This window comes from Luteimonas sp. RIT-PG2_3, assembly GCF_054902115.1.
The window spans coordinates 57,498-79,660 of the sequence record NZ_JBUBPF010000006.1; the positions used below are offsets into that span (position 1 = coordinate 57,498).

Here is a 22,163-nt window from a genome sequence, read left to right on the forward strand (position 1 = left end):
CATCCTGGATCCCGCCTTCGCAGCGCCTGCCGCACCGATCACCGCCACGCATCGATCCGCGCGCACGCGCGCTCCTACAGGCCCCACCCACCCATGCCCCGCGCCGACTTCTACCTGATTGCCAAGCCGCGTTTCCTCAACGAACCGCTGCGGCTGGTCTGCGAACTCGCGCGCAAAGCCTACGACGCGAACCTGTTCACGCTGGTGCTGGCGCGCGACACCGCGCAGGCCGAGCAGCTCGACGATTGGCTGTGGGACATGGGCGAAGACGTCTACATCCCGCACCAGATCGCCGGGCGCGACGATGAGGACGAGCTGACGCCGGTGCTGATCGGCGAACCGCAGATGGATATCGCGCTGCGTCCGCTGGTCATCAACCTGCGCGATGCGCCGGTGCCGGCCGGTTTCGAGCGCGTGCTCGAAGTGGTGCCTGCCGACGAATCCGCGCGCGGCCCGCTGCGCGAGCGCTGGAAGCACTACAAGGCGCAGGGCCTGGACGTCAACAAGTACGACATGTAGCCGCGCGCCCTGCTCTATCCGCTTCCCGTTCTACCGCTTCCCACCCTTGCTCTCCCCACTCTCCATTCCAGATTCCCTGCCTCCATGACTCTCGCCCCCAGCTACGATCCCGGCACCTTCGAATCCCGCCTGTACGCCCAGTGGGAGCAGGACGGCGTCTTCAAGCCGCAGGGCGATGGTCTGGCGTATTCGATCCTGCTGCCGCCGCCCAACGTCACCGGCACGCTGCACATGGGCCATGCGTTCCAGCACACCCTGATGGATGCGCTGATTCGCTACCACCGCATGCTCGGCCGTCGCACGCTGTGGCAGATGGGCACCGACCATGCCGGCATCGCGACCGAGATGGTGGTCTCGCGCAACCTCTCCCTCGAAGGCAAGGGCGAGACCCGCGATTCGCTGGGGCGCGATGGCTTCATCGAAAAGGTCTGGGAGTGGAAGGGACAGTCGGGCGACATCATCGAGCGCCAGATGCGCCGGCTGGGCGCGTCCGGCGACTGGTCGCGCAAGACCTTCACCATGGACCCGCTGCCTTCGCAGGCAGTCGTCGAGGCCTTCGTGCGCCTGCACGAGGAAGGCCTGATCTACCGCGGCCAGCGGCTGGTCAACTGGGACCCGGTGCTGAAGACCGCGATCTCCGACCTGGAAGTGGTCAGCGAGGAGGAAGACGGCTCGCTGTGGTCGATCCGCTATCCGCTGTCCGACGGCGCCAGCTATGAGCACGTCGAAGTCGATGCCGACGGCAACGAGACGCTGCGCGAGACCCGCGATTATCTTGTCGTGGCGACCACGCGCCCGGAAACCATGCTCGGCGACACCGCGGCGATGGTGCATCCCGACGACGCGCGTTACGCGCACCTGGTCGGTCGCAGCGTGCGACTGCCGCTGTGCGATCGCGAGATCCCGGTGATCGCCGATGCCTATGTCGATCGCGCATTCGGCACCGGCGTGGTCAAGGTCACCCCCGCGCACGACTTCAACGACTACGCGGTCGGCCAGCGCCATGGCCTGCCGACGATCAACCTGTTCACGCCGGAAGCCGCGATCAACGACAACGCACCCGAGAAGTATCGCGGGCTCGATCGTTTCGATGCGCGCAAGGCCGTGCTCGAGGACCTCGAGGCCGGCGGCTTCCTGGTCGAGACCAGACCGCACAAGCTGCAGGTGCCGCGCGGCGACCGCACCGGCCAGGTCATCGAGCCTTACCTCACCGACCAGTGGTTCGTCGCCATGGAAGGTTTCGCCAAACGCGGCATGGCCCTGGTGGAAAGCGGTGAGGTGAAGTTCGTGCCGCCGAACTGGACCAGTACCTATCGCCACTGGATGGAGAACATCCAGGACTGGTGCATCAGCCGCCAGCTCTGGTGGGGCCACCGTATCCCGGCCTGGTACGACGTCGACGGAAAAACCTACGTTGGGCGTAGCGAGGCTGAAGTTCGCGCCAAATACTCAGTCAGCGCTGACTTGCCTTTGACCCAGGACAGCGACGTGCTGGAGACCTGGTTCTCGTCGGGCCTGTGGCCGATCAACACGATGGGCTGGCCGGACGAGGCGCAGATGCGCGAGCGCGGCTTCGACCCGTTCGTGCCGTCCGACGTGCTGGTGACCGGCTTCGACATCATCTTCTTCTGGGTCGCCCGCATGATCATGCTGACCGACCACCTGACCGGGCAGATCCCGTTCCGCGACGTCTACATGACCGGTCTCGTCCGCGACAAGGACGGCCAGAAGATGTCCAAGTCCAAGGGCAACGTGCTCGATCCCCTCGACATCATCGACGGCATCTCGATCGAGGACCTGGTCGCCAAGCGCACCTCCGGACTGATGAAGCCCAAGGATGCGCCGAAGATCGAAAAGGCAACGCGCAAGGAATTCCCCGACGGCATCATCGCCCACGGCGCGGATCCGCTGCGCTTCACGATGGCCGCGCTGGCCGGCCCGGGCCGCGACATCAAGTTCGATCTCGGCCGTGCCGAGGGCTACAAGAACTTCTGCAACAAGCTGTGGAACGCCAGCCGCTTCGTGCTGATGAACACCGAAGGCTTCAGCGCCCAGGGCGCCCCGGAACCGAAGACCGACGCCGAGAAGTGGATCCTGCTGCGCCTGGCCCGGACCGCGGAAGAAGCCCGCGCGCATTTCACCAGCTACCGCTTCGACCTGTTGGCGCAAACCCTGTACGAGTTCGCATGGAACGAGTTCTGCGACTGGTTCGTCGAACTGGCCAAACCCGCACTCACCGGCGACGAAGCGGCGGCGGCAGACAGCACCCGGCACACCCTGCTGTACGTGCTGGAATCGCTGCTGCGCCTGCTGCACCCGCTGGTGCCGTTCGTGACCGAGGCGCTCTGGCAGCAGGTTGCGCCTCGCCTCGGCATCTCCACCACCAGCATCTCGCTGCGGCCCTACCCGACGACCGCCGAGATCGCGGCCGAAGCCCATGTGCAGGCCGGCGCCGACGTCGAATGGTTGAAGCAGATGGTCACGGTGGTGCGCCGCATCCGCAGCGAACTGGGTGTGTCTCCGGGCAAGCAGATCGCTCTGCTGGTGCAGGGCGGCAACGTCGACGACCAGGCGCGCCTGGCGCGGTTCTCGTCGCAGTTGCGGTTCCTCAACCGGCTCGAGCGCATCGATGTCGTCGACAGCGATCCGCCGCCCGCCGCGGCCGGACTGGTCGGCGACCTCAAGCTGTTCGTCCCGCTGGAAGGCCTGGTCGACCTGGATGCCGAACGCACGCGCCTGGACAAGGAACTCAAGCGCGTGGAGGGTGAACTGGCCAAGTGCAACGGCAAGCTGGCCAGCGAGACCTTCGTGCAGAACGCACCGGCCGCCGTGGTCGAACAGGAACGCCAGCGCCTGCTCGACTGGACGGCGCAGCGCGACGCGCTGGCCGCGCAACGCAAGCGCCTGTAAGGCCTGCCGCAGGCGCAACGCCTGCCATCCCGCAACGATCTGGCTGCCGGCCACCACGCTGGCAGCGTTCCAGTCCGCGGCACGCCGGCCAGACATGGCCGGCCACGCAACGGCAAACGCGCCGGCGCGTCAGCGGTGCGCGTAACTCAGCACCCGCGACACCTGCCAGCGGCCATCGGCATAGCGCCAGACATGGCTGAAATCGGCACTGCCTGCCAGCGCTTCGGGGCCATCGCCCTGACGCTCATGGAAGCGGTGCGTGCCGACCTCGATCGCACCGTACCCCGGGACCGGATAGACGCGCAGGGAGTCCACGACCAGTTCGCGACGCGAGCGCCAGCTGTCGGGTTGCGCACGCGATCGGCAACCCTCCGCCACGCTGTGGACGAAGGCCTGCCCCGAGCGCGCGGTGAAGCCGCCCTTGTCGTGATAGAACTCGAGGTCATCGGTGACCAGCGCACGCAAGGCAGCCAGGTCGCAGGTCTCGAACACCGCGGCGAACAAGGCCTCGTCGTGCTGCCGGATCACGTCGCGGAGCTGCTCGGGCGTGAATGCCGCGATCGGATCGACGGCCGTCTCGTCGGCGAGCGCCGCGACACCACTGCCGAGCCCCGCCAGCAAGACCAGCGACAGCACCCCCCGCTTCAGGGCACCCGATGTCCGCGAGCGTGGCTCTGGCAGGCCTGATCCTGGAGCGCTTGATGCTGGAGAGCAGGATGTTGAAGGGCGCAGGCGCATCGGTCCTCTCCAGTGACAGGATTCAGAGCGGAGGCATCGTGACGACATCGTCGTCGATCAGTTCCATCGCCATCACGATGGCGTCTTCGCGCCCCTCGTGGGCCGGGTAATAACGTGGCCTGCGACCGATTTCGTTGAAGCCTTCATCGTGATACAGCGTGATCGCATACGGATTGGATGGCCTCACTTCGAGGAAGACGCGCTGCGCACGATGGCCGCGCGCGACCCGGACCAGGGTCCGCAACAGATGCCGGCCATGACCGCGCCCCTGCGCCTGCGGTTCGACGCAGACGTTGAGCACGTGGGCCTCGTCGGCAGCAATGCTGAGGATGCCGTAGCCGATGATGCGATCGCGATCGATCAGCACCCAGGCCGGATACTCGGCTTTCAGGCAGTCGCTGAAGATGCCATGCGTCCACGGGAAGGGATAGGCGCGCAGCTCGATCTGCATGATCTCATCGAGATCGGCCTCACGCATCGGACGCAGTTCCGCAGGCCGGGTGCCCGCATCCACGGCCAGCGCGCTCACGACAGCCGCCGCCCCCTCAGGCTGCGCAACCGGGGCCACAGCGCGCGCCGCGCCGCCGCGTCGGCCAGTGGCGATGTCGAAGAGATCCAGCCTTGGCACAGGGCCACGGCCTCAGATGCGGACGCATCGGTGCCGGCCGCCTTCAGCAAGGCACGCAGCAGGGCAGACTCGCTGGCGCCAGCGCGGCCGCCTGCAGGTTGCGCGCGGACCTGCCGGGCCTCGCCGCGCCCGGCGTCGCCACGTCCGCTGTCGCCATGCCGGGGTTCATCCTGCGCAGTCTCTAACGGCTGCGCGTCGACGGCCATCGCGGGGGCAGATCCCTGCGCCTGATAAAGCGTGTAGCCCAATGCCGCGATGACCTCGCGCTGCAATGGATCCCAGCTCACGACGCGGCACCCGTCCTGGCATCCTTGCGGCGCCAGAACCACTGGACCGGTCCGGACGCGGCGTACAGCAGTGCGGCCACCAGCAGCGTCTTGGGGGGATCCACCCACATCGCGATCAGGATGGCCAGCGCGATCAGCAGCGCCACGAAAGGCACGCGATCGGCTTTCGGTCCCGTGCCGCTGCCCTTGAAGCTGGTGTAGCGCACCCGACTGACCATCAACAGGCCCGCCAGCACGGTGACGCCCAGCGCCAGGTAGCGCAGTTCCTCGCCGCTCCATCCCAGCTCGTGGCTGGTCCAGACGAAGCTCGACATCAAGCCGGCTGCCGCCGGACTGGCGAGGCCGATGAACCAGCGCTTGTCGACCTGCCCGACCTGGCTGTTGAAGCGTGCCAGCCGCAGCGCCGCGCAGGCGGCATACAGGAACGCCGCCAGCCAGCCGATCTTGCCCAGCGTGTTGCCGTCGAGCTTCATCGACATCAGCGCCCAGTGGTACATCACCAGGGCCGGCGCCATGCCGAAGCTGATCAGGTCGGCCAGCGAGTCGTACTGCACGCCGAACTCGGTCTGGGTATTGGTCAGCCGGGCGACCCGTCCATCGATGCCGTCGAGGATGCCGGCGACGAAGATCGCGATGCAGGCGGCCGTGAACCGCCCCTGCGACGCCGCGATGATCGCGAAGAAACCGGCGAACAATCCGCCCGTGGTGAACAGGTTGGGCAGCAGGTAGATGCCCCGGCCGCGGGCCGGTGGCGTGTTGACGTCATTGCTCATGAAACGAGTGTAGCGCGAGCACGGCGCCTGCGTTCATCTCCGGCGCATCCGCCGCGTCACGCCTGCCCGCCCGGGCCGAACCGGCCGCCACTTCAGCGGCAAGTCACGTTTCCCGGCGCCCACGCTTGCGTCCCGCGACGCCCGGTGCTGCAATCGTGCTCCCATCGATCCCCGGATCCGCCATGTCGCGTCCCCTGACCATCGTTATGTCCGCGACCGCCGTCGCGGTGCTGATGCTGTCGAGCACCGCGCTGGCCTGGTCCCCGCAGTCGGCCGAGCTCTACCAGTGGAAGGACGCCCAGGGCGTGACCCACTACTCGCAGACGCCACCCGACAAGGGCGAGCGCTACCAGCAACGGCAGATCAACAACCCGCAGAGCAGTCCCATCCAGCAACAGGCGAGCCAGGGTGCCAGCCCGGCCAACGGCAGCGGGACACCGGCATCCCCGGGGCAGGAATCGGCGCAGTGCAAGTCGGCGCGCAGCAATATCGTGGCGCTGTCGTCGAGCAACCCGGTCCGCGGGACCGACGCAGACGGTACGCCGGGCGAGGTCCTGTCCGACGCGCAGCGTGCCAGCCAGCTCGAACTGGCCCAGGCCGCGGTCAAGGCGTACTGCACCTCCGCCGCCAACTGAGCATCGGGAGCGCCACAGCGCTTCCGCAGGTCCACGAGCACGCCCCCGGTTTCCGGCCCTCCGGTTTCCGGCGATGCTCCCACGCGCAGGTGCGCGACAAGACCCGACAGTCACCACGGCCCCTGTCCGCTGGTTGCTGCATGGCACAATGGCCGCTCCACCCCAATGAAGCCGCGACGATGCGTCTGTCCCAGTTCCACCTCCGCACCGAAAAGGAAACCCCGGCAGAAGCCGAAGTCATCAGCCACAAGCTGATGCTCAAGGCCGGCATGCTGCGCAAACTGGCCGCGGGCCTGTACACCTGGTCGCCACTGGGCCTGCGCGTGCTGCGCAAGGTCGAGACCATCGTGCGCGAGGAAATGAATGCCGCGGGCGCGATCGAGCTGCTGATGCCTTCCGTACAGCCCAGGGAGCTGTGGGAAGAAACCGGCCGCTGGGAAAAGTTCGGCGGACAGCTGCTGAAGATCAAGGACCGCAAGGATGCGTGGTACTGCTACGGCCCCACGCACGAGGAAGTGATCACCGATTTCGCGCGCAGCGAACTGGCGAGCTACAAGCAGCTGCCGGTGAACTTCTACCAGATCCAGACCAAGTTCCGCGACGAGATCCGCCCGCGTTTCGGCGTGATGCGCGCGCGCGAGTTCCTGATGAAGGACGCCTATTCGTTCGACATCGATGAAGCCGGCATGGCCGCGTCGTACCAGAACATGCATGCCGCCTACACGCGCATCTTCACCCGCCTGGGCTTGACGTTCCGCGCGGTGCAGGCCGATTCCGGCGCGATCGGCGGCGATGCTTCGCAGGAGTTCCATGTGCTGGCCGACTCGGGCGAGGACGCGATCGCGTTCTCCACCGGTTCCGATTACGCCGCCAACGTCGAAGCCGCGCGCTCGGCCGCGCCTGCGCCGCGTCCGGCTGCGCAGGAAGCGTTGCGCAAGGTCGACACACCGACGCAGAAGACCTGCGAGGATGTCGCCGCCCTGCTCGGCATCGCGCTGCAGCGCACCGCGAAATCCATCGCGATCATGGCCGGCGAGCAGTTCGTGTTGGCGCTGGTCCGTGGCGACCATTCGGTCAACGAGATCAAGCTGGCCAAGGTCGAAGGCCTGGCCGATTACCGCATGGCGAGCGAAGCCGAGATTCTCGCGTTCCTCGGCAGCGAACCGGGCTTTCTCGGCCCGTTGTCGCCTGCGCGCCCGATCCGCGTCGTTGCCGATCGCGACGTGGCCGCCATGGCCGACATCGTCGTCGGCGCCAATGAAGCCGGCTTCCATCTGGCCGGCGTCAACTGGGGCCGCGACCTGCCCGAGCCCGACGTGGTAGCCGACATCCGCAATGTCGTGGAAGGCGACGCTGCGGACGACGGTGGCCAGATCCGGCTCGTCCGCGGCATCGAGGTCGGCCATGTCTTCCAGCTCGGCCGCAAGTACGCCGAAGCCATGGACTGCAAGGTCCTGGACGAGAATGGCAAGACCGTCGTTCCGTTCATGGGCTGCTATGGCATCGGCGTGTCCCGCATCGTCGCTTCGGCGATCGAACAGAATCACGATGGCTCGGGGATTATCTGGCCCGAGACGATGGCGCCGTGGCGCGTCGCGGTCTGCGTGATCAATCCGAAGAACAGCGTCGACGTGTCGGCAGCGGCCGAAGCGCTGTACCAGGCGCTCAATGCCGCCGGCATCGAAACCGTGCTCGACGACCGCGGCCTCCGCCCTGGCTCGATGTTTGCCGACATCGAATTGATCGGCATCCCCCATCGCGTCGTGGTCTCGGAACGCGGCCTGGCGGCAGGCACGTTCGAGTATCGCGCGCGCAGGGCGGAGGCGTCCGAAAACCTGGATCACGCGGGCTTGATGTCCACGTTGAAGGCCTGAATCGCCTGCCGTTAAATCGGCGTGAATCGCCCCGATCCGCAACCCGCGTCGGGGTCGATAATCGGCGCTCGATTTTGCCGGGATAAGTCGACAATCTAGTCATCCATTTGAATCTTCTGGCATTTCCGGATTATGATCGGCGCCTGACAAGGATCGGTCATCCCTCAAAATCGAAACCTTGGAGTACTGAATGGCCATTGATGTGAACGCGTTGTCGGCAAAAGAACTCGATGCCCTGATCGACCAGGCCAAGCGCCGCAAGACCACGCTGAAGAAGCGCAAGCCGATCGCAACCGTCCGCAACAAGATCCTCAGCCTGGCGACGGCCGAAGGTTATTCGATCGCCGAACTGTTCGGCGCCGGTCCGACCAGGAGTGCGGGTGCGCCGCGCAAGGCAGCAACCAAGAAGACCGCGAGCAAGGGTCGCAAGCTCGGCAAGGTGCCGCCGAAGTACCGCAACCCCGGCAAGCCCACCGAAACCTGGAGCGGTCGTGGCAAGCAGCCGCTGTGGCTGGCTGCGCTGGTCAAGAAGGGCAAGAAAGTCGAAGAGTTCCTGATCAAGAAGGCCTGATCAGGAGCGGGCCGAGCAGCAGCACCCGCGACCGTTGTCGCCAAGCTGCTGCAATCGGGTTGCTGCTACAGGGTTCCTGCAGGACGGCCTGCTTCAAGATGACCCGCTGCAATCTCTTCAGAACGCCGGCCTCGTGCCGGCGTTCTGGTCTCCGGTGCCTACGGACATTCCGCCGCGGGTGCGGTCAGAGATTGCGCCGCGCCGGCAGCAGCAGGTTGCCGATCAGCAGGCCGGCGATCAGGGCCAGCAGGATATTCATCACCGCGATCGCCGCCTCCTGCCCCGCCTGCATGTCCTGTTGTTGGATCGAACTGAGCAGGCTGCGCATGCTGGTGCTGCCCGGGACCAGCATGATAATGCCGGGCACGCGGATCACCGCGCCGGGCCGGTTGAACCAGCGCGCATAACCATTGCCGGCGACCGTCGTGATCAGCGCCGACATGAACACGCCGACCACGCTGCCCCATTGCTCGCCGGCCACGCGCGCCACCGAATAACCGGTCATCGCCGCCAGCATCACCAGCAGGTAGTCGCGGCGATCGGCGCGGAACAGCACCGCGAACGCATAGGCCGCGCTGACCATCGCCAGCCATTCCACCCAGTCCGGCTGCGGGCGCGATGCGCGCACCTGCGGTTCGACGCCAAGCAGTTGCGCCAGCGTCAGCGCAATCATCACACCCACGGTCAGCTTCAACAGCGTACTCATCGCGCCCGAAATGCGTGCCGTCCCGGAGACCAGGTGCTGGCTGGTGATCTCGCTGAACGCGTTGGTCAGCGCCATGCCGGGCATCAGCACGATCAGCGACGCGATGATCACGGTATTGAGGTTCAACGGCGCCACGAAGGCCGCGACCGCCACGGTCACCGTCGCCGCCATCGCCGCGGCAATCGCCTCGCCGGCCTCCTTCAGCCGCGGGCGACGCTGGGCAAACAGGTCGAGCACGCCGACCAGCAGGCCGATCACCCCGGCCGTCGCGATCTCCAGCCAGGGCAGGCGCAGCAGGCCGGCGACGCTGGCGCCCGCCAGCCCGAACGCCAGCACCTGCTGCAACTTGCCGCGCCAGCGCGGCTTGCGCTCCAGAGCCCGCAATGCGGCATAGCCATCGGACAGTCCCAGCGTTCCCGCCACCACGTCCTCGGCGATCCGGTCGGCCGCGCACAGCTTGTGCAGGTCGGTATCGCCCGGCGGTACGCGGATGACCCGCGTGGTGTCGCTGTCGCCCGGCGGACGCTCTGGGTCGCTGAAGGTCAGAATCATGCCCGTGGGATTGCACCAGGGCTCGCAGTCGATCCCCAGCCTCCCCGCGACCGAAATGATCGCCCCTTCCAGCCGTTGCGCGGTCGTACCGTAGGCGTGCAGGTGCTCGGCCAGCTCGACGACGAACGCGATCCGGGCGGCATAGCTGGTGGTCACGGGCATGCTGGAAGCCATGCCGACAGGATCGCATGCGGACGCCGCGACCGACAGTCAGGCGCCCCATCCGGGCCCCGTCGACGTACTGCATGCAGCGGTTGCCTGTATCCTCGCAGCACCCGATGACAGGCCCTTCCGCGACGGCATGACAGTTCCCGCAAGCCAGGCCCCGACCGCCGACGCCGACCCCCAGGATGGCTCTCGACTCGTGCTGCGTGGACGCTGGACCCTGCAACATGCAGGGGCGATCGAGGCCCTGCTGCGCAAGGCACCCGCCGACATCACCCTGGTCGATGCCGATGGCGTCGACCGGCTGGACACCGTCGGCGTGCTGCAACTGCTGCGCTACGCAGACCGCCTGAAGCTCGACTACGCGGCGTTCCGTTTCAATGAGCAGCACCACGCACTGGTGGCGGCGATCGAGGATGTCGCCGACGACCGGCCCAAGGCCAAGCGCGAATATGGTTTTGCGGCCGCGCTGGCGCGACTGGGCTATGCGGTCCACGACAACTGGAAGGAGGTTGTCGCGCTGGCGAGCTTCTTCGGCGAGACCCTGGTGAAGCTGCTGCGCACGATCAAGGAGCCACGACGCCTGCGGCTGACGTCGACGATCCACCATATGGAGCAGGTCGGCCTTGACGCCGTCCCGCTGGTGGCCGTGCTGTGCTTCCTGGTGGGCGCGGTGATCGCCTTCCTGGGCTCGACGATCCTCGCGGACTTCGGCGCGACGATCTTCGTCGTCGAACTGGTCAGCATCGCGTTCCTGCGCGAGTTCGGCGTGCTGCTGACCGCGATCCTGCTCGCCGGTCGTACCGCGAGCGCGTTCACGGCCCAGATCGGCGCGATGGTCAGCCGCGAGGAAGTCGACGCGATCCGCACGCTGGGCCTGGACCCGATCGACCTGCTGGTGATTCCGCGCGTGCTGGCAATGCTGGTGATGTTGCCGCTGCTGACCTTCATCGCAATGCTGGCCGGCCTGCTCGGCGGCCTGACGGTCGGCGCCTACAGCCTCGACATCCCGCCACAGGCCTATCTGGCGCGCATGCATGAAGAAATGGAACTGCGGCATTTCCTGATCGGCATGTCGAAGGCGCCGATCTTCGCGATGGTCATCGCCCTGATCGGCTGCCTGGAAGGCCTGCAGGTCAAGGGCACCGCGCAATCGGTCGGCGAACGCACGACATCGAGCGTGGTGCAGACGATCTCGCTGGTCATCATCATCGATGCCTTCGCCGCCATCTGGTTCATGGAGATGGGCTGGTGACGGCCGATCGCGCGCCCAGCCCGGCACAGGCTTGCGAAGACGCCCCGGCGGATGCCCCGATGATCCGCGTGCGAGGCCTGGTCAACCGTTTCGGCAGCCAGGTCGTGCACGACGGCCTGGACCTGGATGTCAGGCGCGGCGAGATCCTGGGGGTGGTGGGCGGCTCCGGTACCGGCAAGTCGGTGCTGATGCGCTCGATCCTAGGGCTGCGCCGCCCGGATGCCGGCAGCATCGAGGTGCTGGGCGTCGATGCCGCCTCCGATGACAACGAAGACCGCCTGCATATCGAACGCAACACCGGCGTGCTGTTCCAGGACGGCGCACTGTTCTCGTCCTTGACCGTCGGCGAGAACGTCCAGGTACCGCTGAAGGAACATCATCGCGACCTGTCCACGTCGCTGCAGTACGAACTGGCGCTGCTGAAGGTCAAGCTGGCCGGATTGCCTGCCGACGCGATCAACAAACTGCCGTCGCAGTTGTCGGGCGGTATGCGCAAGCGCGCAGGCCTGGCGCGTGCGCTGGCACTGGATCCGCCGTTGCTGTTCCTCGACGAGCCCACGGCCGGCCTCGATCCGATCGGTGCAGCCGCGTTCGACCACCTGACCCGGACCCTGCAGCAGGCACTGGGCCTGACGGTATTCCTGATCACGCACGACCTCGACACCCTGTACGCTATCTGCGACCGCGTCGCGGTGCTGGCCGATCGCAAGGTCATCGCGGTGGCGCCGCTGGCGGAGATCGAACAGCTCGACCACCCCTGGGTGCAGGACTACTTCCACGGCCCGCGTGGTCGCGCGGCCCGCGCCGGCAAAACCAGCTTCACTGAGGATTCCTGAGCATGGAAACCAAGGCCAATTACGTGCTGATCGGCGCGTTCACGATCGCCACCACACTGTTCCTGTTGCTGTTCGCCCTCTGGGCGGCCAAGTATTCGTCGGACCGCAGCTGGCATGAATACGACGTGGTGTTCCACGAGCCTGTGACCGGCCTCACCGAAGGCAGCAGCGTGCAGTACAACGGTATCGGCATCGGCACCGTCGACCACCTGATGCTCGCACCCGATGATCCCCGTGCGGTGGTCGCACGCCTCAAGCTGCAGGCCACGGCGCCGATCAAGACCGACACCCGCGCCAAGCTGTCGATGACCAGCCTGACCGGCCCGCCGATCATCCAGCTCACCGGCGGCAGCCCCGACGCTCCCGCCCTGGTTGCCCGCGACGATGGCGAGATCCCGATCATCAGGACCGAAGCCTCGGCACTGCAGAACATCGCCGACACCGCCAACCGGCTGGTCGAACGGATGGATCGCGTCCTCAGCGAACAGAACGTCGGGCGCATCGCCAATACGCTCGAGCACATCGAGCAGATGACCGGCACGGTTGCCGCCCAGCGCGAAGACATCGGCGCGATGATCGCCAACGCCCGCGACGCCAGCGCGCAACTCGAGGCCACGCTGACCACGACCAACCGCGCGATGTCCGAATTCGACCGCGCCCTGGTGCAGAAGCTGCCCGGCCTGGTCGAACGCCTCGAAAGCACATTGGCGCGACTGGACTCGGCCGCCAGCGGCGCCGACAGCATCCTCAACGAGAACCGCGCCGCCATCAACAGCTTCGCCAACGATGGCCTCGCCCAGCTCGGCCCGACATTGGGAGAACTGCGCTCGCTGGTCCGCGACGTCCGCCGCATCAGCGACCGCTTCGATTCCAACCCCGCGCGCTACCTGCTCGGACGCGACGCGCCCAAGGAGTTTGAACCGGAATGAACATGACGCCCCAGCCCCCGGAACACCCCACGAGGCGGGCCATCCAGGCCGCGACCCTCCGCGGCGCCCAACGGCGCGCAACCTCACGACTGCAGTTGTGCCTGCTCCCGCTGCTGCTGGCCGGCGCCCTCTCGGGCTGCGCCTCCCTGCTGGGCGGCGGAGACGAACGCGAGCGCTCGACGATCTTCGCCCTAGACCCGCGCGTCACGCCCGATCCCGCATGGCCCAGCGTCGACTGGCAACTGAGCATCGCCACGCCGACCGCGCCCAGGATGATCGACAGCTTCCGCATCCTGGTCCGCCCAAACGCCGACGAACTCCAGGTCTACAAGGGTGCCAACTGGGCCAAGACGCCGCCCGACATGCTGCAGGACACGATCCTGCGTGCCCTCGAGGACTCGGGAAAGATCAAGGCAGTCGCCAGGCAGGGCTCAGGGATCAAGGCCGAGTACAAGCTATTGATCGATATCCGGAGGTTCGAGGCGGATTACACGGCACAGGGAGCGGCCACTGCGCAGATCGAGTTCACCGCAAAACTCGTTTACAACGCAGACCAGACAGTAGTTGCGTCGCGGACGTTCGACCAGACCGAATCCGCAGCCGACATGTCTGCTGTTGCACTGTCCGATGCGTTCTCCAGGGCCCTCACAACGACCACCATCCAGATCGCTCAATGGCTCCTCGCCACACGCCCGGCAATCCCTGACGCGATGGGCTAGACCACTCAAAGACCTGTTCATTTCAAGCGCAGAGGCCTGAATCGCGGAATGGAGTTTTTGTCCAATTGGCGCCAGGGCCTGACTTCTGCTCAATTGCTTAAACGGTCAGGCCGAATGCGTCCGCAAAACTCCCAGGGCAAGGGAAGAACAGCACGACACACGACGGAACTCGCAGCGGTGCAGCACGGCCATCAAGCTTGCGGCCGGCGCAATCCCGGCCGCGATTTGCGATGCAGGGTATTAGACCTCAGTGCTTCACAGTCCAGGCCGCAGTTACGACCGTCGTCAAGCTGGCACGGTTGGCGTACTTGCCGGACCACCACACAATGTTCTCGCCAGTGACCGAATTGCGCCAGAACAGGTCGTCGAAGGCATCACCATTGTAGTCACCAACCGCCACCAGCTTCCATTGGGTCGAAACCGCCGGCTCCGTATAGTTTCCGGTGAAGCTCCCCGAAGGCCATACGATGTGCTCCCCGGTGCTGGTATTGCGCCAGAAGATATCCGCCTTCTTGTCGCCATTGAAATCACCGACTGCGGCGACAGTCCAAGCCTGATTGGGAACCGTCGCTTCCACCTTGTTCCCACTGCTGGAGTACGTACCCGACCACCAGATGATATTGGCCCCCGTCACCGAGTTACGCCAGAAGATATCAGCCTGTCCGTCGCCGTTGAAGTCGCCTACTCCAACCACCTTCCACGCAGTCCCGACAGCAGTCGCCGCGCTATTGCCCGCATACACTCCAGCCCACCAGATAATGTTCGCCCCGGTACTGGAATTGCGCCAGAAAATATCAACCTTGCCGTCACCATTGAAATCGCCGGCACCGACCACCTGCCAATCAAGATTCCTGACGGGCTCCATCGCCTTGCGTAGCGCATATTTTCCCGACGGCCACACGATATTGTCGCCAGTCGCCGAATTGCGCCAAAAGATATCGGACTTGCCATCTCCATCGAAATCGCCCGACGCTACCGGCTGCCACGCGGAAGAGGCGATCGTACCCTCGTCGTAACGGAGGCTGTAGTTTGCGGAGGGCCATATCATCGCTGCTCCGGTACTGCTGTTCCGCCAGAATACATCCGCTTTGCCGTCGCCATCGAAATCGTTCTTGATGTCGTGCTTCAACGCGACCTTGGTAGCTCGGAATGCGGCGACCAATGGCATTGTGATATTCATGCTGCGGGCATTGTCTGCAGAATTGGCAACTCCGGTCGTGCGCCCGGAATAGAACACGGCCGGATTGGCGAAATAAGAAGCCGGCTTCTGAGCGCTATTGTCCAGCGGATAGGCCATGATCGTGTAAAAACCGGTGGTTGAGGCTTCCCGGTATCCATAAGAATAGGGATGCATGCCAGCAGTCTCGGCATCGCCACTGTTGTGGACTTGCCCCATGTTGTGGCCAAGCTCATGCGCCAGCGTATCGTTGGCGCATTCGTAATTGTTTCCGTCGTTTTCATCCCTATCGATACCGACGCCGACGACCGAATAACCAAAGGCCGCATCCTTCGCCGTCGTGATCGCCGCGCCTTTGGAACCCAAAAGCCACGCAATACCACAGCCCTTCTGCTCGGGTGAGCGGTGCGGGCGGATCAGGGTAACCAGATCACCACCGTACTCTTCACGAGCCGCACGCAGCGCATTAAATGCGGCATCTACGGGAATAGCCTGCTTCGTGACTTCGTTGTAACCGGTCAGATTGCGCAACGTTTCCTGATTGGTCGAAACCTCGCCATAGTTGACCAGCAGCGCGTGGACCAACCGAACGCGGTAGTTGATTCCACTCCGTTGATAAGCAGCGTTCGCTTCCGCAACCATCTGATTGATCTGGGTCGTCGGCGAAAGAAGACCACTGGTGTAACCCGCGACAAGATCGACCACGATCGTGGCCGCTTTGGGTGTAATGGTGGCTTCGGCGGAAGCCAAGGTTCTGGATGAATCCGATCCCACCTGAGCAAGCGTGACGCCACTCGGCGGTGTCAGAAAATCGGTTTCCCCACCAACCGGCGCCCCACTCCGGCCAGAGAGCTTGCTCGAATCCGTCTGCACCAGCCACGCACCGCTGCGATCGGTATTGATGCGGTAGACCTCATCACCGGCACCAACCCGACCGAATACGGCATCCTGGCCAAACGTCAGAACCGACGGGTTCCCGCCCTCATCCTGCCCCAACCATGTCCAACTACCGTCCGCATGCTCCTCATGACTGGAATACCCCAATCGGATCGGCTCCCCATTGGGCCCTTGCAGCACCATCTCACCCTTGGCGATCGCATTGAAGGCATGCGCTTCACTAATCTTAACTGGATGGGATGTATAGGCTCCTGCGGTAGTTGCCTTACGGCCGCGGTCATACGCAATCAGCACACCTTGGTCGGGCAGCGACGCAAAACTCTGAGCCGGATCACGTGGCAGATGGAACGATGCCACGGGCAATGGCACGGCCTCGGAAGATCCTGCGCCAGAAGATGGACGACCCGGGTCCCAATCGGCGGTGCAGCCGGCCAAGGCGGCGACAAGGGCGGTCCCGAGCAAGTACTTGCGCATGTGGCGATCTCGAATGAAGACAGGTTGGGGGAGATCCTCCCCCAGGATCCGACGGGGGATTCTGGCAGCATCCGTGCACGCCTGCATTGCCACAACATAAACCGGCGATTCAGGCCATGGCAAGAATCACACCGGCGCTGTGAACGCCACGCCAGTTTTTTCCCGGAGTTCCTCGACCGTGACGCCCGGCGCCGCTTCCAGCAGGACCAGCCCGTCCGCGGTAACATCCAATACCGCCAGTTCGGTGATGATCCTGTCGACGACCCCGACACCGGTCAGCGGCAGGGTGCATTCAGGCAGGATCTTGTGACTCCCGTCCTTGGCCGTGTGCTCCATCAGCACCACGACCCGCTTGACGCCGGCCACCAAGTCCATCGCCCCGCCCATGCCCTTGACCATCTTGCCGGGCACCATCCAGTTGGCGAGGTCGCCCTTGGCGGTGACCTGCATCGCGCCCAGGATCGCCAGGTCGATATGCCCGCCGCGGATCATCGCGAAGGAATCGTGGCTGCCGAAGTAACTGGCGCCCTGGCGGGCGGTCACGGTCTGCTTGCCGGCGTTGATCAGGTCGGCGTCGACCTCGTCCTCGGTCGGGAACGGGCCGATCCCGAGCAGCCCGTTCTCGGACTGCAGCCAGACATCCACGCCGTCGGGGATATGGTTGGCGACCAGGGTCGGCAGGCCGATCCCCAAGTTCACGTAGGCGCCGTCGGTCAGCTCGCGGGCGGCGCGGGCGGCCATTTCGTCACGGGTCCAGGCCATTACTTGGCTCCTGCGCGCACGGTGCGCTGCTCGATGCGTTTTTCGGGGGAGGCGTTCAGGACGATTCGGTCCACATAGATGCCGGGCAGGTGGACCTGGTCCGGGTCGATGGCGCCGACCTCGACAATCTCTTCAACCTCTGCGACGCAGACCTTACCGGCCATCGCGCAGGCAGGATTAAAGTTGCGAGCGGTCTTGCGGAACACCAGGTTGCCGGCCTTGTCGGCCTTCCAGGCCTTGACCAGCGAGACATCGGCCACCAGCGCGGTCTCGAGCACATAGTGCTTGCCGTCGAACTCGCGGGTCTCCTTGCCCTCGGCGACGATCGTGCCGTAGCCGGTCGCCGTGAAGAAAGCCGGGATGCCTGCCCCGCCGGCACGCAGGCGCTCGGCCAGGGTGCCCTGCGGATTGAACTCCAGCTCAAGCTCGCCGCCCAGGTACTGGCGCTCGAACTCCTTGTTCTCGCCAACGTACGACGAAATCATCTTCTTGATCTGGCGCGTCTCCAGCAGCTGGCCGAGGCCGAAGCCATCGACGCCGGCGTTGTTGGAAATGGCGGTCAGGTGTTTCGCGCCGGAGTCGCGCAACGCCGCGATCAGTGCCTCGGGGATGCCGCACAGGCCAAAGCCACCGACCGCCAGCGTCTGGCCATCGGCCACCAGGTCGGCCAGGGCCGCGGTCGCATCGGGGTACAACTTGGAAGCCGCCATGATCGCCTCGCATCAATGCCAACCCTGGATTCTACCTGTGCGCGCCGACGGCCGACATGTACCTTCAGCCAATCCCAATCGGCGGTTCGTAATCTTAGATGCGTCGGAACCGTCACTCGCGCCCCCCGGCGCGGCCCGTTAGAATCGACGGGTTCCGAGCCAGCCGCCGCGGCCGGTCTTCCCACAAGTCAGCAAGGATTCCCAGCACGATGAAGATCCTCGTCGCCTACAAGCGCGTGGTGGACTTCAATGTCCGCATCCAGGTCAAGCCGGATGGTTCCGGCGTGGTCACCGATGGCGTCAAGCTCTCGCCCAATCCCTTCGATGAAATCGCGCTCGAAGAAGCCCTGCGCCTGCGCGACAGGGGCATCGCGACCGAGGTCGTCGTCGCCACCATCGCGCCTGCCGATGCCCAGGCCCACCTGCGCAATGGCCTGGCGATGGGTGCAAACCGCGCCATCCACGTCGTGGTCGATGCGCCCATCCAGCCCCTGACCGCCGCCCGCACGCTGTTGAAGCTGATCGAGAAGGAACAGCCCGACCTCGTGATCCTGGGCAAGCAGGCGATCGACGACGACGCCAGCCAGACCGGCCAGATGCTGGCGACGCTCTGGGGCCGTCCGCAGGCCACGTTCGCGTCCAAGCTCGACATTGCCGACGGCAAGGCCACCGTCGTGCGCGAAGTCGATGCTGGCCTGGAAACGCTTGAAGTCGACCTTCCGGCCGTGGTCACCAGCGACCTGCGCCTGAACGAGCCGCGCTTCATCAAGCTGCCCGACATCATGAAGGCCAAGAGCAAGCCGCTCGACACCATCGCGTTCGCCGATCTGGGCGTCGAGAGCAGCGACACGCTGAAGACTACGCACTACGCCGCGCCGGCCAAGCGCAGCAAGGGCGTCATGGTCAAGGATGCTGCCGAGCTGGTCGCCGCGCTCAAGGCCAAAGGCCTGCTCTAACCCCCTTCTCCCGCCTGCGCGGGAGGGTCAGGTTCTTGCGCGCCCACCCGGCTGCCCCCCCCGCCCACCCTCATGCTTGCGACACGACTGGAGTCACCCGACATGTCAAAAGTCCTCGTCATCGCCGAACACCTCAACGGCAAGCTCAATGCCGCCACCGCCAAGACCGTCAGCGCCGCCCAGGCCCTGAATCCGGCCTCCATCGACATCGTCGTGCTGGCTGACGACCCGGCCAGCGTCGCCGCCGAGGCCGCCCAGATCGCCGGCGTCGCCAAAGTCCTGACCGTCGCCAACCCGGCCAACGCCGCCGCCATCGCGCAGGTGCTGGCGCCGCAGATCGCCAAGCTGGCCGACGGCTACAGCCATGTGTTCGCGCCATCGACCACGTTCGGCAAGGACCTGGCCCCCTGCGTTGCCGCGCTGCTGGGCGTCGGCCAGGTGTCCGACGTCATGGCCGTCGATGGCAGCCATGCGTTCAAGCGCCCGATCTATGCGGGCAACGCGATCATCGACGTCGAGGTCGCGGCCGACAAGATCGTCGTCGCCACCGTGCGCACGGCCTCGTGGCCTGAAGCAGCAAAGGGCGGCAGCGCCGCGATCGAAGCCGCGTCGGCCGACGTCGCCCTGCCCACCCATACCCGCCACATCGGCCTGGCCGCCGGCAAGTCCGACCGCCCCGACCTGCAGAGCGCCAAGAAGGTGGTCTCGGGCGGGCGCGGCGTGGGCTCGCAGGAGAACTTCGAGATCATCTACAAGTTCGCCGACCGCCTGGGCGCTGCCGTGGGCGCCTCGCGCGCCGCGGTCGACGCCGGTTACGTGCCCAACGAACTGCAGGTCGGCCAGACCGGCAAGATCATTGCCCCGGACCTGTACGTCGCCATCGGTATCAGCGGCGCGATCCAGCACCTGACCGGCATCAAGGATGCCGGCACCATCGTCGCGATCAACAAGGACGCGGAAGCGCCGATCTTCGAGATCGCCGACATCGGGCTGGTGGGGGATCTGTTCAAGTTGTTGCCGGAGCTGGAAGCAGCGCTGGGTTGAAGCCGAACAGGCTCGTGCATGGCGGCGACCGCCACATCGGCGCCGTCATATTGCTGACAGATGTGATATCGACCGAAACCGCCGTCTGGGCAGCTGAGCGCCAAAGCGCGTCAGATCCGCGCGCTCCTGTCAGCGAGTCAACTTCCAAAGCCAGTCGAAGTTGAACAATGGCTTGAGCCAGTGCGAGAGCGCGCACGCGGCCAACGTCAACACCAACCCACCCAAGGCAAGCAGCAGCAATGTCGATGACGTCGACCATTGCCCGATCGGATTGAACCATCCCTGGTGAATGCCCGCGCGCACGACGAATCCGTGCAGCAGATAAGCACCGATGCTCGACTGCCCCAGCCATACCATCCACCGGTTATGGACTGGCATCAGGCGCAACAATGCCCAAGCACCGACCATGCCTGTCATCAACAGGCCGCCCCTGAGAGCAATGCCCGACCCAGCGGCAACCTTCAACTCCTGGTATCCAACGCTTCCGTAGAGCCACATGGGCGACAATGACTTCACGTACCAAGCGACTACCGCCACGGACAGCAAGGCAGCCATCGCCAGCCATCTCGAGCCGCCCGTCGAAAGTCTCACGCCGTACAGGTGCCCGCAAACGAAGAACGGCAGGAAGACCAGCGTTCGACTGAACGAAAACGGATACGCGATGTCGGACACCATTCCCGCAAGAAGCGCGACAAGGCAGGAGATCGCAAGCGGCCATCGGGTCGCGAGCAGGACCGGCAACATGACGCGCCAGCAAGCCAGGCTGAACAAGTACCACAACAGCCAGTAAGGCGTGGTCAGCCGAAAACTGAATGCCTGGCCCTGCCACTTCGCCTCCGTGTACAGGTAGATGGCCTGGAACAGGATGTAGGGGAGCAGGAGCGCACCCAGCCACTTCCGCGCCTGGGCACGATCGAACACTGGCGAAGCGACCGCACCCGAAACAAGGGCGAGCGCGGGGATGTGGAACAGATAGAGGAAGTAGTACGCCGCCTTGAGCACGTCCGAGACATGCCGGACCTGCTCTAGCAGATGGCCGATGACAACCAGCAGGACCAGCACGAACTTGGCCGCGTCGAGGTTATGCAATCTCATGGAACATCCTCATTTCCGCCACGTCCCAGCGACGCGCATACGCTCAGCCGATCGACAGTGCCCAGTGGCGCGCAGATGGCGCGGCGCAGTAACTCAACCGCATGCAGGCCCACCGATCACGATGCGCGACAATTCTTCGCCAGAAGCCCCGTCGCGCAGCCGAAAGATAGTGCCCGGCTTGGTCCAGGCTCCGGTTTCCACGCTGCCTGTTGCGCCTCCGGAACTGAACAGCACGGGTTCACTATCGGGGCCTGCAAAGATCTGGACATTCGTTACGTTCGGATGCTGCTGACTCACGTCCCACGAAATTTTTGCAACTTCGGGAGAACACGTGGCCAACGTCTCCCGATCGCTGGAAAGCAGTGTGGACGTCACCGGGGGGGACACCTTTGCTGCTGTTTCGGTGCTAGATTCCGGCTGAGTCCCCGCATCGTCGCTGGGGGCGGGGCCGCAAGCCGCGACAACAAGCACGGCGGAGACAAGCAAGAACACGCGAGCAATCATGAGTGGCTTTCCTAGAGTAGGGATGGGTGCGAGCGTAGCAGGTCGGGACAGGGATCTTCAGGCATTCTGGACGGAATGACGAGTGCCCTAGGGACGCTTGGGCGAAGCGCCCCAACCTCTCTAAAGCCAGTCTTTGCCCGGACATCGCTCCGTGGTCAGTGTTTTTCGCCCCAACACCACCCCGTTCATGGCTTTCAGCGTGACCGTGAAGCCATCATGCGCCCACGCACCCGTCTTCTGGCTTCCACGGCTCTCGCCAGAGAGCCAAAGCCTCGGCTTGGTCGCAACATTGTGAACTTCCAACACCACCCGCTTGAGCCCCAGCCTAGAAGCGTCCCAATGGACATCCACGGCAACGGGCAGCTCGCAAGCACTGACCGTGGAAGGGGTCATGCTCAACTCGACGTCATCCACGCGCGCACACGACACAGCCCCCAGCAGGAACGC

Annotated in this window: 21 protein-coding genes and 1 pseudogene; 11 read left to right on the top strand and 11 right to left on the bottom strand. The window is 65.1% G+C overall.

All coding sequences use genetic code 11. The annotated features are described in order from the left end of the window. The first annotated feature begins 93 nt into the window (after positions 1-93). Both ACYX7E_RS11385 and ACYX7E_RS11390 read left to right on the top strand, forming a co-directional pair. The gene (locus ACYX7E_RS11385) at positions 94-519 is read left to right on the top strand and encodes a DNA polymerase III subunit chi (RefSeq protein ID WP_462080697.1); all 426 of its coding nucleotides are present in this window, start codon (positions 94-96) and stop codon (positions 517-519) included. A gap of 84 nt (positions 520-603) precedes the next feature. Beyond that, positions 604-3,429 (top strand): valine--tRNA ligase, encoded by a 2,826-nt coding sequence (locus tag ACYX7E_RS11390; RefSeq protein ID WP_462080698.1) that lies wholly within the window; start codon positions 604-606, stop codon positions 3,427-3,429. 129 nt (positions 3,430-3,558) lie between these two features. On the opposite strand, the gene ACYX7E_RS11395 is transcribed toward ACYX7E_RS11390, so the two are convergent. The 4 genes from ACYX7E_RS11395 to pssA form a co-directional block, all read right to left on the bottom strand. Beyond that, positions 3,559-4,065 carry a nuclear transport factor 2 family protein gene (locus ACYX7E_RS11395; RefSeq protein WP_462080699.1) on the bottom strand — a complete coding sequence of 169 codons (507 nt, stop codon included), beginning with the start codon at positions 4,063-4,065 and terminating at the stop codon, positions 3,559-3,561. Between the two features lie 124 nt (positions 4,066-4,189). Beyond that, complete coding sequence (gene rimI / locus ACYX7E_RS11400) at positions 4,190-4,645, bottom strand: ribosomal protein S18-alanine N-acetyltransferase (RefSeq protein WP_462080850.1); 456 nt, start codon at positions 4,643-4,645, stop codon at positions 4,190-4,192. 47 nt (positions 4,646-4,692) lie between these two features. Beyond that, positions 4,693-5,082, bottom strand: a complete 390-nt coding sequence (locus ACYX7E_RS11405; RefSeq protein ID WP_462080700.1) for a hypothetical protein — start codon at positions 5,080-5,082, stop codon at positions 4,693-4,695. After that, entirely contained in the window at positions 5,079-5,855 is a 777-nt protein-coding gene (gene pssA, locus ACYX7E_RS11410; protein ID WP_462080701.1) for a CDP-diacylglycerol--serine O-phosphatidyltransferase, read from the bottom strand. The genes ACYX7E_RS11405 and pssA overlap by 4 nt, the downstream gene beginning before the upstream one ends. Before the next feature lie 182 nt (positions 5,856-6,037). Between pssA and ACYX7E_RS11415 the strand changes: the two genes are divergently transcribed. The 3 genes and pseudogenes from ACYX7E_RS11415 to ACYX7E_RS11425 all read left to right on the top strand — a co-directional run. Then, a complete protein-coding gene (locus ACYX7E_RS11415; protein WP_462080702.1) occupies positions 6,038-6,490 on the top strand; it encodes a DUF4124 domain-containing protein in 453 nt (150 codons plus the stop codon). Positions 6,491-6,669: 179 nt separating this feature from the next. Beyond that, positions 6,670-8,364, top strand: a complete 1,695-nt coding sequence (locus ACYX7E_RS11420) for a proline--tRNA ligase (RefSeq protein ID WP_462080703.1) — start codon at positions 6,670-6,672, stop codon at positions 8,362-8,364. 190 nt (positions 8,365-8,554) lie between these two features. Then, a pseudogene (locus ACYX7E_RS11425) lies at positions 8,555-8,929 on the top strand (H-NS histone family protein); the annotation flags it as partial. A 190-nt stretch (positions 8,930-9,119) separates the two neighbouring features. Here the strand turns inward: ACYX7E_RS11425 and ACYX7E_RS11430 are convergent. After that, entirely contained in the window at positions 9,120-10,355 is a 1,236-nt protein-coding gene (locus ACYX7E_RS11430; RefSeq protein ID WP_462080704.1) for a threonine/serine exporter family protein, read from the bottom strand. Between ACYX7E_RS11430 and ACYX7E_RS11435 the strand changes: the two genes are divergently transcribed. The 4 genes from ACYX7E_RS11435 to ACYX7E_RS11450 are packed head-to-tail and all read left to right on the top strand — an operon-like array spanning position 10,354 to position 14,097. Beyond that, positions 10,354-11,613, top strand: a complete 1,260-nt coding sequence (locus tag ACYX7E_RS11435; protein WP_462080705.1) for an MlaE family ABC transporter permease — start codon at positions 10,354-10,356, stop codon at positions 11,611-11,613. The genes ACYX7E_RS11430 and ACYX7E_RS11435 overlap by 2 nt on opposite strands. A gap of 59 nt (positions 11,614-11,672) precedes the next feature. After that, on the top strand, positions 11,673-12,449 hold the full coding sequence (locus tag ACYX7E_RS11440; protein ID WP_462080706.1) for an ABC transporter ATP-binding protein: 777 nt from the start codon (positions 11,673-11,675) through the stop codon (positions 12,447-12,449). Positions 12,450-12,451: 2 nt separating this feature from the next. Beyond that, the gene (locus ACYX7E_RS11445) at positions 12,452-13,378 is read left to right on the top strand and encodes an MlaD family protein (protein WP_462080707.1); all 927 of its coding nucleotides are present in this window, start codon (positions 12,452-12,454) and stop codon (positions 13,376-13,378) included. Continuing rightward, positions 13,375-14,097 (top strand): ABC-type transport auxiliary lipoprotein family protein, encoded by a 723-nt coding sequence (locus ACYX7E_RS11450; protein ID WP_462080708.1) that lies wholly within the window; start codon positions 13,375-13,377, stop codon positions 14,095-14,097. Before ACYX7E_RS11445 ends, ACYX7E_RS11450 begins: the two co-directional genes overlap by 4 nt. Before the next feature lie 247 nt (positions 14,098-14,344). Here ACYX7E_RS11450 and ACYX7E_RS11455 read toward each other — a convergent pair whose 3' ends face one another. The 3 genes from ACYX7E_RS11455 to ACYX7E_RS11465 form a co-directional block, all read right to left on the bottom strand. After that, entirely contained in the window at positions 14,345-16,645 is a 2,301-nt protein-coding gene (locus tag ACYX7E_RS11455) for an FG-GAP-like repeat-containing protein (protein ID WP_462080709.1), read from the bottom strand. Between the two features lie 126 nt (positions 16,646-16,771). After that, a complete protein-coding gene (locus tag ACYX7E_RS11460; protein ID WP_462080710.1) occupies positions 16,772-17,407 on the bottom strand; it encodes a CoA transferase subunit B in 636 nt (211 codons plus the stop codon). Beyond that, entirely contained in the window at positions 17,407-18,117 is a 711-nt protein-coding gene (locus ACYX7E_RS11465; RefSeq protein WP_462080711.1) for a CoA transferase subunit A, read from the bottom strand. Before ACYX7E_RS11465 ends, ACYX7E_RS11460 begins: the two co-directional genes overlap by 1 nt. A gap of 209 nt (positions 18,118-18,326) precedes the next feature. Between ACYX7E_RS11465 and ACYX7E_RS11470 the strand changes: the two genes are divergently transcribed. Then, positions 18,327-19,073, top strand: a complete 747-nt coding sequence (locus ACYX7E_RS11470; RefSeq protein WP_462080712.1) for an electron transfer flavoprotein subunit beta/FixA family protein — start codon at positions 18,327-18,329, stop codon at positions 19,071-19,073. 102 nt (positions 19,074-19,175) lie between these two features. Then, complete coding sequence (locus tag ACYX7E_RS11475) at positions 19,176-20,117, top strand: electron transfer flavoprotein subunit alpha/FixB family protein (RefSeq protein ID WP_462080713.1); 942 nt, start codon at positions 19,176-19,178, stop codon at positions 20,115-20,117. A 129-nt stretch (positions 20,118-20,246) separates the two neighbouring features. Here the strand turns inward: ACYX7E_RS11475 and ACYX7E_RS11480 are convergent, their stop codons facing one another. The 3 genes from ACYX7E_RS11480 to ACYX7E_RS11490 form a co-directional block, all read right to left on the bottom strand. Further along, the gene (locus ACYX7E_RS11480; RefSeq protein ID WP_462080714.1) at positions 20,247-21,212 is read right to left on the bottom strand and encodes an acyltransferase family protein; all 966 of its coding nucleotides are present in this window, start codon (positions 21,210-21,212) and stop codon (positions 20,247-20,249) included. A 93-nt stretch (positions 21,213-21,305) separates the two neighbouring features. After that, complete coding sequence (locus ACYX7E_RS11485; RefSeq protein WP_462080715.1) at positions 21,306-21,716, bottom strand: hypothetical protein; 411 nt, start codon at positions 21,714-21,716, stop codon at positions 21,306-21,308. Positions 21,717-21,836: 120 nt separating this feature from the next. Next, positions 21,837-22,109 (bottom strand): hypothetical protein, encoded by a 273-nt coding sequence (locus ACYX7E_RS11490; protein ID WP_462080716.1) that lies wholly within the window; start codon positions 22,107-22,109, stop codon positions 21,837-21,839. Between the last annotated feature and the right edge of the window lie 54 nt (positions 22,110-22,163).